This window comes from Gardnerella sp. 26-12, from assembly GCF_001660745.1.
GTDB classification, from domain to species: Bacteria; Actinomycetota; Actinomycetes; order Actinomycetales; family Bifidobacteriaceae; genus Bifidobacterium; species Bifidobacterium swidsinskii.
In genome coordinates, this window is the sequence record NZ_LWSR01000024.1 from 1 (window position 1) to 16293 (window position 16293).

The window sequence follows — 16293 nt, forward strand, 5'->3', positions numbered from 1 at the left end:
TTATATAAATAACTAGTCAAATTGCTGAAAAATTCAGCAAAAACATGCTGTTTGTGCATATAAATTGGTAAGATTGATAGCCGTAATGTCATTCAAGGAGTTCTAAATATGCCCTCACGCCATCACTCAACACAGCAAGCTTTCGACCCAAGAAAAGTTAAAGAGCATATTGTTGAAACACCATTAAACGAAGAAATGAGCAAATCCTTCTTGGAATATGCTTATTCAGTTATTTATGCTCGAGCTTTACCGGACGCACGAGACGGAATGAAACCAGTGCAGCGACGCATTGTGTATCAAATGGGCAATATGAATTTGAGTCCTGATCATGCTTATATGAAATCAGCGCGTGTTGTTGGTGAAGTAATGGGTAAACTTCATCCTCACGGTGATTCTGCAATCTATGAGGCAATGGTTCGTCTAGCTCAACCATTTTCCCTACGCTTGCCGCTTGTTGACGGACACGGTAATTTTGGCTCTCTTGACGACGGTCCAGCAGCTTCTCGATACACCGAAGCGCGTTTAGCTCCTGCATCACTAGGTATGAACGCGGATATCAACGAAGACACAGTTGATTTCGTACCAAATTACGACAATAAACTAAAAGAACCTACTGTGCTTCCTGCAGCTATTCCAAATCTTTTAGTAAATGGCGCTTCTGGAATTGCTGTAGGCATGGCAACAAATATGGCAACGCATAATCTAGGCGAAGTAGTTGCTGCAGCAAAATATGTTATGAAACATCCTGATGCAACCCTAGATGATCTTATGAAACTAGTTCCAGGACCTGACTGGCCTAGCGGAGGAATTATCATTGGTCGAAGTGGCATTCGCGAAGCTTACGCAACAGGTCGCGGAGCATTCACTACAAGATCTACAACACATATCGAAAATATTACTGCTCGCAAAAAAGCTATTATTGTTACAGAACTTCCGTTTATGGTTGGCCCAGAGCGCGTTTTGGAAAGAATTTCTCAAGGAGTTAAATCAAGAAAATTAGACGGTATTTCAGGTGCTATTGATTTAACAGATCGACATAACGGAACTCGTATTGTTATTGAGATTAAGACAGGTTTTGATCCTAACGCTGTGCTTGCTCAACTTTTTAAGCACACTCCTTTGCAAGAGAGCTTTACTATTAACAATGTTGCACTTGTTGACGGTAGACCTCACACAATGGGCTTGCGAGAGCTATTAGACGTTTGGATTTCTCACCGCAGAACCGTGGTACGCAGACGCAGCGAATTTAGGCGCAAAAAAGCTCAAGAACGCTTACATTTGGTTGATGGCTTGCTTCTTGCACTTCTTGATATTGATGAAGTAATTCAGGTCATTCGTTCATCTGAAGATGCAGATAGTGCAAAAACTAAGTTAATTAAAGTATTCGATCTTGATGAAATTCAAGCACAGTATATTCTTGACTTACGTCTTCGCAGACTTACTAAAATGAGCCGAATAGAGCTCGAAGCTGAACGCGACGATTTGCTCAAAAAAATTGAAGAGCTAAATCAAATATTAAGTTCTGAAGCTAAACTCGACAACGTCGTAATAGCAGATATGGATTCTGCAGTTAAACAATGGGATACTCCACGCAGAACAATTTTGCTTGACGAAAATGAAGATGGTAGTTTTACTCCAGTAGCCTCCAGCATAAATAAAAACAGTGAGGATATTGCGATTAAAGCCGTTCAATCAGCAAATAAAATTACTTCAACTCAAGCAGATTTGGCTGCAGCAGCTAATGCAGCTCGTAAAACTGGAGAAGCTGACGCATCTTCTGTTGCAATGCAATTAAGTGACGAACCTTGCGCAGTAGCATTAAGCACTTCAGGGTTAATTGCCAGAACAAGCATTGCAGTGTTAGAACATTGGAATTCGCACAACAACAACGTATTTAACACTCCTTGTAAAACAATGTTTGCAACAACAACGCGTTCAACTTGTGCTCTTGTTACTTCATCTGGTCGACTAGTTCTAGCTCATGTTGCAGATTTGCCACAACTTAACTATGAAGAAGGAAAACCTGCGCTGCTCAACCACGGAGTAAAAGCACAAGAACTGCTAACTTCCACGCAAAGCACGGATCCAGTAAGAGGAGAACGCGTAGTTTCAGCAATAGCATTTGATGCCTCACAAAACGCTACTCCACTTGCAATTGGAACACGAAACGGTGTAGTTAAAAGATGGAATTTTGAAGCTCCAACTACCATGGATTCATGGAGCATAATTGACTTAAAAGACGACGACACCGTTATTGCCGCAGCTCCAGCAAAAGACAACGACAGACTCGTGTTCATTAGTAGTGATTCTTCATTACTTGCCTTTGACGCTAAACAAGTTAGACCACAAGGACGCACAGCAGGCGGAATGGCAGGCATTCGTTTAGCAGAAGGTGCTAAAGTTGCAACCTTCGCAGTAGTGCCAGAAAAATCAATAGAGTGGCATTACGAAGAAGGTGAAAATGGTTTATTCTCCGCTTCTGGAACAGTTGTATTCACCGTTGCTGGAGACAGTGAAGCTCTTCCTGGAACCGAAAACGGTTCTGCAAAGATTACTCCATTTGACATGTACCCAACAAAAGGTCGCGCAACTGGTGGCGTGCGCTCGCAAAGATTCCTTAAAGGTCAAGATACGTTGATACACGCGTACGTTGGATACTATCCATTGCAAGCCGTTACAGAAGGCGGAAGCAATGTTGAGTTACCTAAGCCAGATATGCGTAGGGATGCTTCTGGAACTGAACTCGTTTCCCCAATTGCGCACATTGGGTAGTAATGTTTTTGCTTGCTAGTTTTACACTTTTTAAAGCTAGTTTTTGCGAGCATGCTTGGAATATCTGCGAAGTGATTTTCTAGCTTCTACAAGTGCAAAAATTCCTGCAGTCACAGATGCAAACAAATAATTTATTACCATAGCTACTGAAGAGCCAGTTTTAGGAAGATGCTTAACAACGCGCTTAGCTTCCGGTTGCTCGGGTTGCGAAAGAGCTGGAGCGGACTCAGGTTCTGTCTCAGACTCAGAAGGTGTCAGAATCGGACCTGGAGCGACAGGGGTCGGCGACTCAGGAACTGGAACAGGAGTTGGCGTTGGCTTCTTATTAACAGTTACTGTTGCAACTGCTGTTGCAGTAGCACCGCCATTGTCCGTTACGCTAAACGTGATAGTGTAAACGCCTGGAACATTGTTATTAAAACCACCGTCACTAATACGCCTAACCTTAGTTGTTATAGAATTATCCTCAATATCACTAACAGACACAACAAGACTATTCAAATCGAGTGAATCACCCTCAGTAATAGTCTTATTCTGAACTGTAATAACTGGTAAGTAATTCTTAAAAATGGAGTAAACTTTCAAATTTTTGTTTACACTAGTGCTGGCAAGGAACACTGCACCAGTACCGTCTTGATCTTCATTCCACCCTTCAAAAGTGTACCCAATCTTCGTAGGATCTTTAGGCATCGACTGACTATCAACACTCTTATCGTTTATGCTCTTGCCTTCCTTAACTTGCACAGAAGCATAATGAGAATTAGCGCCATTTACAAAAGTAACTGTGTAAATCGTAGCTTTAGGAACAATGTTGTACGTAAAATGCGATCTACCAATCATCCTAGGCACACGCTGAACAAAGTCATAAAAAATGCACTGACCTTCAAGTGTGCCAGTTTTTACAGCTACATATTTGCCATCAGCATTTTTCTTAAAATATGGTGAGAGGTCAATCGTTACAGGATTTCCATTCTCCTCAAAACCCTCCATAACACTGATTGTATGACCAGCGCTTTCTTGCGTAATTTTGATAGGACTTTTGTATTCCTCTCCCACTTCAATAGTGAAAGGTCCAGGATTTTGATTGTCAAACGGTGAATCATTTTCCCCTGAGCGAAACTTATATTGTCCTAAATTACCTTTTACGACAATATCAGAAATTTTATTACCTTGGAAAGCAACACTACCAACTCCAGCAAGATAATACGGATTAGTATCTGTATCGTGCTCTTTTCCCTTATCATCAAGCACGCCTTCAAACACAACTTTTTCAATTTCATTAGCAACAAAGGCTGCATCGCTTACTGAAACCACATTTTTTGGAATAACAACGGTTCCTTTAATCTTATTCCAACCGAACGCACCGTATTCTATGATTTTAAGAGACTGCGGAAGAGTTACACCCTCAATATAAGTTTCGCCATCAATGTGCTCATGCTTATTCCCAACCTGCTTTGCACTTCCAGTAAAAGCACATTCATGAATAACTTCAATACCTTCAGGAATAACTATGTGATGATTTTTCTTAAGCTTTTCCTTGCCTTTGGCGCTAAGTCCATCCACATATTCATTTACTGTTTGATTCGTTTCAGGATGATAAACATCTTTCCTGCCACCAACAGTTTTACCATCGGCAGAAATGTTAAAGTCGTCCTTCGTCCAAGTTAAAGATGCATCATCTGTAGTACCCGAATCAGTTGATGCTGCTTTAGATTCTGCAGATGCGTGTACGCTTCTATCTTCACGATTATTTGTTTGAAGATTAGTATTGCTTACATCTATAAGAGTTTGTGTAAGTCTAGCATTTTCAGAATTTTCAGCATCAGTTACAGATTCAGAAGCTTTAGAAGATTTAGTAGATTTTGTGGTTTCGGCAGTTTTTGCAGTTTCGCTAGACTTGGAAGGTACAGTATTTCCAGAAGGTTTTGCGGAAGTGCTATCTAAAGCAGACCCCCCCCCATTGGGCGTATTAGAAGCTGCGTTATAAGAAGTTACGGAAGAAGAACCTTCTGTAGAGGAAGTTTCTGTATTAGAAGCTGTGGTAGAAGAATTATTTGTAGAAGAATTTACAGTCGTATTAACACCAGAAGAAGCTGAAGTTTCGGCAGCATTCGCACTTTGCGCCATGCAGAAAGCACAAGCAGCAGTAGCAATACCCATCATAGTGCTAGTCAACATAAGACCAGTTCTCTTATTCATTTACCCTCTTAAAAAATAGATAACGAGATAATGTAAAAACGTATACACATTGTACGCTTTATAGTCGAAATACAAATGCAAGCATGGTATATCACACAATCGTTTAATTTATTACAAAAGTCATGCATTAACACACATTTTAGAATTATGCATCTCATCAAGCAAATCTTGAACCAAATATCCGTCGCTCATACAATGCATATCCGAAATACCATTACGCATCAAATCGTAAGTAACAGAATGGTAAAACACGTCAAGCGCCTGCTCATAACTCAACCCAGCACGCTCAGCCAGAAGACTTACAACCCTAGCATACTTCTTTTGCAACAAAATAGGATTCGCCTTCAAAATCCATCACTCCCCTAAAAACTTACTATTTACACACTCGCTTTTTATGTATGTAAGACACAAATCAATAGCTTTTTGACTTCTAAAACATATTTGATTATTAGGTTTTTCATATTTTAGTCTGCCTAAAGCTTCAGACTTAGTAATTAAATCATCAAAAAACAATTCAAGTGTGTTATAAACCTTATCGTTTGCTACACCGCCAATTACTACATCAAAACTGCTTGTATCATTTCCAGAACGAGCATTAAGTATGAAATTAAGCCATTCTTCAGAATATGAATCAAACTTAAGAACAGATAATTCATTAAGAACATTATTGTCAAAATTATAAGAAGAAACAAAAGCATCTTTGTCCTTGCGAATAAATTTCTTCGCCCAATTATCAGCCTGACTACGTATTGATGTAACGTAGAATCCTGCGCCAAAATCAACATCTTTACGCGAATGCAATACATCTGGAAATTCAACAGGCATAAAAGAACCGTGATAAACAATCATACTTTTACACCTTTTTCGCGCATGAAGGAAATAATATCGTTTGTAATATACTCTTTGCCTTGAGTGTGCAAAACGTCATAAGATGGAACAATATAAGACATAAGAATATTACTCTTCTTAGTCAAAGCATCATACGTATCGCGAGGGTTTTGATTAAGCTTCTTAGCAACATTTTCAATACAAAATATTGCAAAATCAAGCTTATCTTTGTCAAAGACTTCTTGCTTAATATCATTCATAACCCCTCCTTTTGTAAAAACATTATTAGAAATACATCTACTAGATAATGCGTATACAACAAGTTCTAACACACCTAGCACACATAACACATCTAACACAAGTCTACATCAAAAAAATATAAGCAATCGCGCATACAAATACTTTCACGCTCAACTTTCGCAAGTTCGAAGCAAGCGCACGTGCATAAAAGTCATTACAGCGAGAAGAATAAGCAAATAAGCCGGAAGAAGCACCATAGAAACATTCTGCGCAATTAGTCCAAAAATCGCAGGCATTACCATAGACCCAATATATGCGCTTGCCATTTGCATGCCAACAATAGCTTGAGACTTATCTGCACCAAAATAATGCGGCGTGGAATGAATAATGCATGGGTAAACTGGAGCGCAGCCTAGTCCAATAATTACAAATCCTGCAATAAGCTCAATATGATTCGGCAAAGGCAGCAACAATACTAGAATGCCCATAAGCATTACGCACTGCCCAATACGAATCATCGTTGCATCGTTAAAACGCATAGTAAGAAATCCGCTTACAAAACGACCAACTGTAATGCCAACATAAAACAAGCTTGCCCAACCTGCCGCAACAATGCGGCTAACTCCTCCATGCAAAACCATGTAACTACTAGCCCACAATCCTGCAGTTTGCTCCAACGCACAATAGCAAAAGAACATAATAAGAATATTCTTAGCTCCTGGAATGCGCAAAACTTCTGCGTAAGATAGCATCCCAGAAGATTGTTTCTTTACCTCAGTAAGATTATGCGTCTCTGCCTTTTTATTATTATTTTTCCACAGCGGCAAACTTATGAATAACACAAGAGTGAGAGCAATTTGTATAACAGCAATATACTGGTAGCCTGCAGGCCAGCGCTGACCGTGAGAAAGTGCGAAACCCATAACATAAGGACCTGCGGAAGCACCAATTCCCCACATGCAGTGAAGCCAGCTCATGTGCCAGCTTTCATAGTGAATTGCAACGTAATTATTAAGAGCCGCATCCACTCCTCCAGCACCTAAACCGTATGGTATAGCTAGAAAAATAAGCACAAGATAATTCGGAGCAAAAGAAAAACCTAGTAACGCTAAAGCTGTTAAAGCAACTGAAATAAGCGTAACCTTCCCAGGGCCAAACTTATGCGTAAACCTATTAGATAGCAGCGCAGAAACAATTGTTCCTGCAGAAATAACCATTGATATTCCACCAGCCCAAGAAATTTGCGCACCAACATCATGACTCATCGTAGGCCACGCAGCTCCAAGAAGAGCATCCGGCAAACCCAAGCTTATAAAAGCAAGATAAATAACAGCAAGAAGAAGGTTAATCATAAAAATTCCCCAACACTAGTACTTCATATTTGTAATGCCAACGCGACTTTATAAAGCAATATAAAGGAATACAAATATACAAGGCGACATAAAGCGACGCGAGCAACATACCGATATCAGGTATCGATTTTGGAACGATCGAAGTCGTCTGCGTTATCAACAATAAACTGCTTGCGCGGAGGAACATCATCGCCCATTAGCAAATCAAATACTTCACTCGCTTGCTGAGCATCTTCCATACGAATCCTTCGAAGCATGCGAGTTCTAGGATCCATGGTTGTGTCTGCAAGCTGATCTGCATCCATCTCGCCCAAGCCCTTGTAACGCTGAATATCGCTGTTAAAATCAATGCCTTTAGCTTGCAAATCATCAAGCTTTCCAGCCAATTCATCGTCGGAATACGTGTAAATATACTCGCCCTTGCGCTTTCCAGCGAGCGCAATCCTGTGAAGAGGTGGCACTGCAGCATAAACATGGCCGTGCTCAATAAGCGGGCGCATATAACGGTAGAACAGCGTCAGCAGCAAAATACGAATATGCGCGCCGTCAACATCTGCATCGGTCATCATAACAATCTTGTTATAACGTGCTTGTGAAATATCGAAACTTGCGCCAGATCCTGCTCCAACAACCTGAATAATTGCAGCGCACTCTTTATTGGAAAGCATTTGCGCAAGACTTGCTTTTTGCACGTTCAAAATCTTACCGCGAATTGGAAGAAGCGCTTGGAAAGCAGAGTTTCGAGCAGCTTTTGCAGTACCAAGTGCAGAATCGCCCTCGACGATGAAAAGTTCTGCAACATCGTCGTTTCCAGGCTGGCAGTCGGAAAGTTTTGGCGGCATTGAAGCGGACTCAAGCGCATTCTTTCTGCGCGTAACTTCCTTAGTTTTACGCGCCTGAATACGCGCATGCATTTCGGAAACTATTTTTTCCAAAACTCTAGCAGACTGCTCTTTAAAACCTCGCTTAGAACCGGTAATCATTTCGCCAAATTGAGCGTCAGTCATTTTGGTAACGATTGGCTTAACTTGTGCGGTTCCAAGAACATCCTTAGTTTGACCTTGGAATTGAGGTTCAGCAATTCGAACAGTTACGACTGCTACCAATCCTGCCATAATGTCGTCACGCTCAATTTTTGTGTTGGCGTCTTTAAGATTTACTTTAAGCTTTCTAGCATTATCTTCCACTGCTTTACGAATCTGCTTAGTTAATCCCTGCATAAATCCGTCAACATGCATGCCTCCGCCAGGAGTTTCAACAACGTTTACGAAACTAATAATCGTTGAATCGTAGCCGTTTACCCAGCGCATTGCAATGTCAACACCGCATTTTCTAGTTACCTGCTGCGCGTGTAAATCTCCTGCAGAATCAACGGCTTGCGTTTCTTCTACATACGTATCTTCGCCAGAAATACGCCAAATATCGGATACTGCTTCACCTTTTGAAAGAAAATCAACGAAATCTTTAACGCCACCATTATGCAAAAACTCAATCACGCGAGGGTGATGCTTATTTTGCATTGAGTTAGCAGACTCAGCATTTGCAATAGATTGTGCTGTTGATTCTTCAGATTCAGAATTTTCAATCGCTATATTTTCAGTCTCATCTTCAGACTTATCTTCATCTTCTAATGTTGTTTCAGATTCTAATTCTTCAAATTCAGCCACAGAGTCATCGCTATTATCAGACTGATTTTCAAGAATATTATTTTCTGCAACATTATCTTCAGGAGAATCAATTTCTTCAATATTTGCAGATTCACCTTCAGGAACATGCTCGTCAATAACAGTAATTTTTAAGCCAGGAACTAGGAAACTTGTTTGACGCACGCGAGCAATAAGCTGCTCATAGCTAAAATGAGCAGTAGAATTGAAGATTTCTGGATCCGCCCAATAGCGTACACGAGTTCCGGTAGTTTTTGGCGAAACAGTGCCAATAATTTCAAGCTCAGTAGGCTTATTTTTGCGCGTGCGCTTAAACGGAGATGCTGGAGATGGATGCTCCGGATCCGCATCACTATAAACACCAGGATGCCCTTGATGGAACGCCATATGATGCGTTTTACCGTCTCTATCAACTTCAACATCCAAACGTAAACTTAAAGCGTTTACAACAGAAGAGCCAACGCCGTGCAAACCGCCTGCAGCATTATAAGAAGCGTTACCAAACTTTGCTCCAGCGTGAAGCTTAGTTAAAACGACTTCAACACCAGTGAGCTTTGTTTTAGGTTCAACGTCTACTGGAATACCGCGGCCGTTATCTGCGACTTCAATAGAGCCATCATCGTGAAGAGTAACAACAATATGGTCACAAGCTCCAGCCAAAGCCTCGTCAACCGCATTGTCAATAATCTCCCAGAGGCAATGCATTAATCCTTGGCTGTCTGTAGTGCCAATATACATTCCTGGACGCTTTCTTACAGCATCCAAGCCTTCTAGCACTGTCAAACTGTCGGCATCATACTGCTCTTTATGAGAGACCACTTCTACCCCTTGCACTTATTAAACGTACAACCGATTATTTTAAGCAATAAGTGTCGTACTATCGCAAAAGCAACAATACGACACTTTGTAATATAACTTCACACAATCACTGATCTAAGAAGTCACGCAAAGTTTGCGATCTAGAAGGATGACGCAGCTTAGACATTGTTTTAGACTCAATTTGACGGATACGTTCACGAGTAACACCATAAACGCGACCAATATCGTCTAAAGTTTTTGGCTGACCATCTTCCAAGCCGTAGCGCATCTTAATAACTCCAGCCTCCCTAGGAGCCAAAGTTTCCAAAACTTGCCTGAACTGTTCTTGAAGGAGCGAGAACGCAACAGCATCAGACGGTGCGATTGCGTCAGTATCTTCAATCAAATCACCGAACTCGGAATCGCCGTCCTCGCCCAGAGGAGTGTGCAAAGAAATTGGCTCACGACCGTATTTTTGTACTTCCTGAACCTTTTCTACTGGCATATCTAGTTCGCGAGCAAGCTCATCCGGCGTAGGTTCACGACCTAAATCTTGAAGCATTTGACGCTGAACCCTAGAAAGCTTATTAATAACCTCAACCATATGCACTGGAACTCGAATAGTACGAGCCTGATCTGCCATAGCACGCGTAATAGCCTGGCGAATCCACCAAGTTGCGTAGGTTGAGAACTTAAAGCCCTTCTTCCAGTCGAACTTTTCAACTGCACGAATCAAACCAAGGTTACCTTCCTGAATTAAATCAAGGAAAAGCATGCCTCGACCGGTATAACGCTTAGCAAGAGAAACAACAAGACGCAAGTTTGCTTCAAGAAGATGATCTTTAGCTTTCTTGCCATCTGCTGCAGCCCACTTAAGCTCACGTTTACGCTTAAACTCCATTTGATCAATTTGAGTATCAAGCAAATGCTGAGCATACAATCCAGCTTCAATACGCTCTGACAAATCAACTTCTTGCTCAGCATTAAGCAAGCTAACTCTACCTATCTGCTTTAGATAATCCTTAACAGGATCCGCAGTAGCACCTGTAGCAATTACACGACGCTTAGGATTACCAGATGGAGTTAGATTATCGTCATCGTCATCATCACGTACAACAAATGCGCCTTTTGCTTGTGGCACTTGCGGAGCATCATGCTTAATTTCGTCGTGATCATCAATTTCATCAAGATCTTCAGACTCTTCATCATCAAGATCATCTGCAACGTCAATATCGCTTAAATCGTCAACATCAGATATATCTTCTGGCTGAATATCGTCCAAATCATCAAGATTCAAATGTTCATCACCAACATCAAGATGTGAATCGTCATCTAAAGGATCGTCAATAGATAATTGATCTTGAGATTCAATGTCTACGCTATCTTCAGTTTCGTCATGTTCAGCATCAGCCGATACTGATTCAGTATCAATCTTGTTGTCTTCAGTTTTCTTTGAGCGAGAACTGCGCGTCTTGCTATCAGCTGACGAAGTTCGAGTACTGGTTTTACGCGCAACGCTAGCCTTGCGAGTTTTTACAGGCTTAGTATCATCTTGCATTTCGTCGCTGTCGACCGTTAATCCAACTTCACTCGTCAAACTGTTCCTCCTGTATTATCCCCTTGTAACGCATATAGGCATAGTTCATGCAAGGGCAAGTTTTACCTTAAGTAGTAAACCATTTAAGCAAGACGATTATTCCACAACTAATTTTTGCGGCGTGGCGAATTATTCAATCCATGCTGGCTCAAGACCATTTTCGAATGCTCCACACACTATTTTTGCCATAGAACAATCAGGATCAATGCGCAATGCACAATCACAATAATATTTTACTTCTCCGAGCCTAAACCACCAGCTGATATAAGCTAACAAAGCGTAAACTTGCACAGATAATTTTGGAATGCTTCTAGTAATAATAGCCATAGATTTTAAAATTTTGCACGCGAAAATAGCTCTCTTTATATCAGGCTTATTATTTGTTTGAGTGAATTTTGCTTCTAAACAATGCCGCAAATTACGAGATACTTCAGGTGTATGAGGGCACCAAGCAAATTCCGACAAAGTTTTTTCGTCATACCATTCTTGATTTTCATCCAGAATAGAAATAAGCATTGCATCACGAACATTAATATTATGCAACATTGCTATTGGCAGATTTACTAAATCATATCCAAACATTTTTTCATCGTAAGCAAACATGTTGTACCATCGCATAAGTGCTCTGCTTGCAATATCTCTAATAGCATATTGCTTGCCATTTTGATCAACATTTTCTATAAAAGCTTCCGAAACTGCCGGAACCCAATATTCTAATCCTTTAATCCATTGCGCACTATCACTACAGTTGTTGTAAATATATTCCTTAGAAAAAGTCATAAAAAAGCTGCACTCTTTGGAAGGATATATAGTCCCATTAATATCTGAAATTTCTCTTCCAGCAAAACTTTCAAAATCTTCTGAACCTGCAAAATCTAAACAACCATTAAAAGAATTAGCACTTTCACCATAAATTTGCATAAGACTTTGCATATCAAAGTCATCAATACAATTATGCGATATCTTCGTTTTCAAATCATCCTCTACAATTTCCATGCATACTCCCCCTCATTTTTTACATGATTCTTTATTTTGATAATCAAACTATGCAATAGCATTTTTGATATATTGAAGTTTCTCAAGATATGAGTCAGCATTCAATAAAAAACTATTTCCGCGGTGAAAAGCTTATTAAACCATAATAATAACTGCGTTTTGTAATGTTCAGCCCTGTGGATAACTTTCATAATATGAGCACATTTATAGGCAACAATTACAGTCTTAACGATATTGAATCTAGAATTACTTTTTTAATTTCTCAGCAATTTAATACGGGATTAGAAAATAATCTTTCATCCACATGTGCGCAAATACTACAGCAAGTAATAAAGCAAGCTATTGTTTCAAGCGAAGGCGGAAAACGTCTTAGAGCTCTTCTTACGATTTCAGCATTTTACGCTGCATCAAAAGAAACCAATATTCAAAAAATCCATGAACAGTCTGTATTTGACATAGCTTGTGCTCTAGAAGTATTTCAAACAGCTGCATTAATTCATGATGATATTATTGACGAATCTTATTTAAGACGTGGAAAGCCTAGTGCGTATTGTGCATTAAGTAAAGTTTGCAATAATAAGCATATTGGCACAGGCTTAGGTTTAATGCTGGGAGATCTACTTGCCACAGAAAGTTTCGATATTGCAAGAAATCGTGCGAAGAATTTTACTTATGGCGAGGAATTGTTAGCAGCATTTGCGTCTATGCAAAGAAATGTTGGTATTGGTCAAGTATTGGATTTGTCAATAGAAATGATGCAACTAGATAATCCAATACAACTTGCGGAATCATCTTTGAATGTTTTTAGATGGAAAACAGCCAGTTACACTACTGTTGCTCCATTAACTCTCGGCTTTCTTGCAGCAAATATGCAACCAACTGAAGCATACAATCTTGCTAATTCTATTGGCAATTCGTTAGGTGTTGCTTTCCAAATTGCTGATGATTTGCTTGATATTGTTTCAGATAGCAAGATTACAGGTAAGCCTATTGGCGGTGATATTAGAGAAGGTAAGCGTGCGGTTCTTCTTGCAGATGCTTTGCAATACGGAAACGATAACGAAAGAGAAATACTATTAAAAGCTTACACGAGTAGTACTCGAAGCGAAGATGATGTAAATAAAATAATACAGATTTACCATACTTCTGGTGCTATTGAAAAATCAAAAAAGCGAATTGAGAATCTGTGGAATGATTCACAACAAGCAATCGAATCAAGTACATTGAGCGACAGTGGAAAAGCTATTTTGCATGAAATTAGCAAACGATTTATACCTGAAGCATGGCGTAATGTACAATAATATCTAGCAAATAACGCTCGAAATTAGCTTTCTTTACTATCTTGCTTGTACACTCGTAAGTAGTAAAAATGGTTTTACGCGTATAAGGATTGTGACAATGGATGAAGCTACGCAGGCGCAGCCAGGTATGCGCATTGAAAATCGCTATCGCATTGTGCGCAAAATAGCTCAGGGTGGCATGGCTACTGTGTATCAAGCAGAAGATGAACGCCTTGATAGACCTGTAGCAATTAAAATCATGCACACTCAACTTGCTCAAGGGGTGCATCGCCAGCAATTTATTGCTAGATTCCGCAGAGAAGCAACTTCTGCTGCAGCAATTGCAAATCCACATATTGTACAAGTTTATGATACAGGCGAATATGACGGGCTCGATTATCTCGTAATGGAATATGTTCATGGCGTTAATTTGCGTTATGAAATGAATATGCAAGGCACATTCAGTGCGCGAGATACGCTGCGTCTACTTGCAGAAACTTTGGATGGTCTCGCTTCTGCACATAATGCTGGAGTTGTACATAGAGATATTAAGCCGGAAAATATTTTAATTAACGATCGAGGTCATGTTCAAATTACTGATTTCGGTTTAGCTAGAGCAATTTCGCAAGCAACACTATCTTCTACAGGATTACTTCTTGGCACAGCAGCTTATCTTGCTCCTGAACTTATTGAGCATAATCTTGCAACTCCTCAAGGTGATTTGTATTCAGCAGGCATGATGGCTTGGGAAATGCTTGCAGGAAGAGTGCCTTTTACTGCAGATAATCCTGTTACGCTTGTTTTCAAGCATGTGCATGAAAACACTCCTTCAATTGCTACAGCTTGCCCTGGAATTAGCGAAAAAGTTGCACAATTCATAGCAAACCTCACTGCTCGCGACATGAACGAACGACCTAAAGATGCAAGTGAAGCATTAGCAAAATTACGTGCACTTTCTACACAATTAAACTCTGAAGATTGGCAATACAAAGCAGAAGAACCACAAGAGTTTTCAGAAGAAACAGACTTTTCTCCTATTAATAATTTGCTTGTTTCCCCTGAAGCAAATTATTCGGACAAATTGAATCCTAATAATGACTCAGATGCTACACGAGCAATAAATACTTCAGGCTCTAATTTTTCTGCTAATTCCAACTCTTTATTGCAAAATGCTACAGACGAAACTGTTGCAATACCTAGAAATAATTCTGTAAGTGAACTCGATTCACACAAAAATAATGATTTACATAATCCTGAAGTCAATAATGTAGCAATAGACAATTCACTAGCGAAGTCCGACAGTGCTTTCGATGCGAATAATCTTCAAAAAACACAAGCTATGCAATGGAGTGCTGCTAATGCAAAAGATGTGTCATACAATTCGCAAGATAATTCTTTAGAAGAATTTGACGATAGCAATATGCCAACAATTGCTATTAGCTCTCGCAATTTTAACAACAACTTAAATGCAGCAAAACCGTTTGGCATGTCAGATAAGGAAAAAAACTTAGGAAACAAGCCTAATCGTTCTTCTAAAAAGCGTGTTTTCCTTATTGCAGGTTTAAGCACAGCTGGAGTATTAGCAATTGCTGCTATTGGTGGTTTTTGGTATTTCTTAGGTCCTGGCAGTTATTGGACGCTGCCTAAGCCCGACGACCTTCAATGCAAAAATTATGCATCTTGCAAAATAACTGATGTCAATTGGCAACAATATGAGCACACGCTTAAAATTGCTGGAATTCCTTACAAAGTTTCAAAAGATTATAGTGACGATGTGCCAGAAGGAAAAGTAGTTTCAACAAATCCTGATGTCGTCGGCAGCCATATTCAAAAGCACAATAATAGCACTCTTAATGTTGTGATTTCGCGTGGAATTCGTAAGGCTACAATCCCGGACGATATTACAGATCCAAAGACTTACAATGGCAAAAATCCTTTGAAAACATTGCGTAAAGCAGGATTTACTAACATTGTTCACGATAAGTCAGGAGACACGTATTCTATAGACATACCAGCTGGCAGCTTAATTGATATTAACCCTAAACCTGGCACACGCATGAACCATAACGAAGAAGTAAGTGTTTTACTTTCCAAGGGACCTAAGCCTGTGCAAATGCCAGATATTGTTGGGAAAACAAAGAGTGAAGCTGACTCAGCTTTAACTGACGCTAAGCTGGATGTAAAGTACGAAGAAGAAAATAGCGATACTGTAGCAAAGGGTAAGATTATCCGCGCTTCCGTTGAAGCTGGTTCTGACTTACATTGGGGCGATAGTGTTAAAGTTGTTGTTTCTAAAGGTCCAAAAACTGTTACATTGCCAAACGTTTGCGGAAAGAACAGTGATGAAGCTAAAAGGATTATTGAAAATCTAGGACTGAAAGTTCGTATTTCTGCTCCACTTGGTGATTTAATGCACGTAGTGCGCTTCCAATCCCCTGGAGCTGGAAGTGAAGTACCATTGAAGGATTCTAATGGAAATCCTTCTATTATCACTCTTACAGTAATATAAGCGTGTTTTAAGTATTATAAAAGCGGCGGAAGCTAAATAACTTTCGCCGCTTAAATAT

General features: G+C 39.9%; 11 protein-coding genes. 3 read left to right on the top strand and 8 right to left on the bottom strand.

The features are described from left to right. Nucleotides 1-108 precede the first annotated feature (108 nt). On the top strand, nt 109-2772 hold the full coding sequence (locus A5295_RS02345; RefSeq protein ID WP_064621594.1) for a DNA topoisomerase (ATP-hydrolyzing) subunit A: 2664 nt from the start codon (nt 109-111) through the stop codon (nt 2770-2772). A 36-nt stretch (nt 2773-2808) separates the two neighbouring features. On the opposite strand, the gene A5295_RS02350 is transcribed toward A5295_RS02345, so the two are convergent. From A5295_RS02350 to A5295_RS02385, 8 genes are all read right to left on the bottom strand, one after another. Continuing rightward, nucleotides 2809-4971: an InlB B-repeat-containing protein gene (locus A5295_RS02350; RefSeq protein WP_064621595.1), complete on the bottom strand. Its 2163-nt coding sequence runs from the start codon at nt 4969-4971 to the stop codon at nt 2809-2811. A 120-nt stretch (nt 4972-5091) separates the two neighbouring features. Further along, the gene (locus A5295_RS02355; RefSeq protein ID WP_004111475.1) at nt 5092-5319 is read right to left on the bottom strand and encodes a DUF3791 domain-containing protein; all 228 of its coding nucleotides are present in this window, start codon (nt 5317-5319) and stop codon (nt 5092-5094) included. Nucleotides 5320-5325: 6 nt separating this feature from the next. Beyond that, nucleotides 5326-5796: a DUF3990 domain-containing protein gene (locus A5295_RS02360; RefSeq protein WP_231875274.1), complete on the bottom strand. Its 471-nt coding sequence runs from the start codon at nt 5794-5796 to the stop codon at nt 5326-5328. 20 nt (nt 5797-5816) lie between these two features. Then, entirely contained in the window at nt 5817-6059 is a 243-nt protein-coding gene (locus A5295_RS02365; RefSeq protein WP_012914119.1) for a DUF3791 domain-containing protein, read from the bottom strand. A gap of 150 nt (nt 6060-6209) precedes the next feature. After that, the gene (locus tag A5295_RS02370; RefSeq protein WP_012914118.1) at nt 6210-7391 is read right to left on the bottom strand and encodes a sugar MFS transporter; all 1182 of its coding nucleotides are present in this window, start codon (nt 7389-7391) and stop codon (nt 6210-6212) included. Nucleotides 7392-7507: 116 nt separating this feature from the next. After that, nucleotides 7508-9874 (bottom strand): type IIA DNA topoisomerase subunit B, encoded by a 2367-nt coding sequence (locus tag A5295_RS02375; protein WP_064621596.1) that lies wholly within the window; start codon nt 9872-9874, stop codon nt 7508-7510. A 106-nt stretch (nt 9875-9980) separates the two neighbouring features. Then, nucleotides 9981-11450, bottom strand: coding sequence for an RNA polymerase sigma factor (locus tag A5295_RS02380; protein ID WP_012914116.1), 1470 nt, complete (start codon nt 11448-11450; stop codon nt 9981-9983). A gap of 129 nt (nt 11451-11579) precedes the next feature. Then, nucleotides 11580-12446, bottom strand: coding sequence for a hypothetical protein (locus A5295_RS02385; protein WP_012914115.1), 867 nt, complete (start codon nt 12444-12446; stop codon nt 11580-11582). Between the two features lie 194 nt (nt 12447-12640). Between A5295_RS02385 and A5295_RS02390 the strand changes: the two genes are divergently transcribed. Beyond that, entirely contained in the window at nt 12641-13747 is a 1107-nt protein-coding gene (locus A5295_RS02390) for a polyprenyl synthetase family protein (RefSeq protein ID WP_004111463.1), read from the top strand. Between the two features lie 97 nt (nt 13748-13844). Next, entirely contained in the window at nt 13845-16235 is a 2391-nt protein-coding gene (locus tag A5295_RS02395) for a Stk1 family PASTA domain-containing Ser/Thr kinase (RefSeq protein ID WP_064621597.1), read from the top strand. Nucleotides 16236-16293: the final 58 nt, after the last annotated feature.

What these genes read in the sequence shown, in the direction of transcription:
- A5295_RS02390 (WP_004111463.1), top strand. Translation starts at nt 12,641, where the DNA reads ATGAGCACATTTATAGGCAACAATTACAGTCTTAACGATATTGAATCT.
- A5295_RS02350 (WP_064621595.1), bottom strand. Translation starts at nt 4,971, where the DNA reads ATGAATAAGAGAACTGGTCTTATGTTGACTAGCACTATGATGGGTATT.
- A5295_RS02345 (WP_064621594.1), top strand. Translation starts at nt 109, where the DNA reads ATGCCCTCACGCCATCACTCAACACAGCAAGCTTTCGACCCAAGAAAA.
- A5295_RS02385 (WP_012914115.1), bottom strand. Translation starts at nt 12,446, where the DNA reads ATGGAAATTGTAGAGGATGATTTGAAAACGAAGATATCGCATAATTGT.
- A5295_RS02360 (WP_231875274.1), bottom strand. Translation starts at nt 5,796, where the DNA reads ATGCCTGTTGAATTTCCAGATGTATTGCATTCGCGTAAAGATGTTGAT.
- A5295_RS02365 (WP_012914119.1), bottom strand. Translation starts at nt 6,059, where the DNA reads ATGAATGATATTAAGCAAGAAGTCTTTGACAAAGATAAGCTTGATTTT.
- A5295_RS02395 (WP_064621597.1), top strand. Translation starts at nt 13,845, where the DNA reads ATGGATGAAGCTACGCAGGCGCAGCCAGGTATGCGCATTGAAAATCGC.
- A5295_RS02370 (WP_012914118.1), bottom strand. Translation starts at nt 7,391, where the DNA reads ATGATTAACCTTCTTCTTGCTGTTATTTATCTTGCTTTTATAAGCTTG.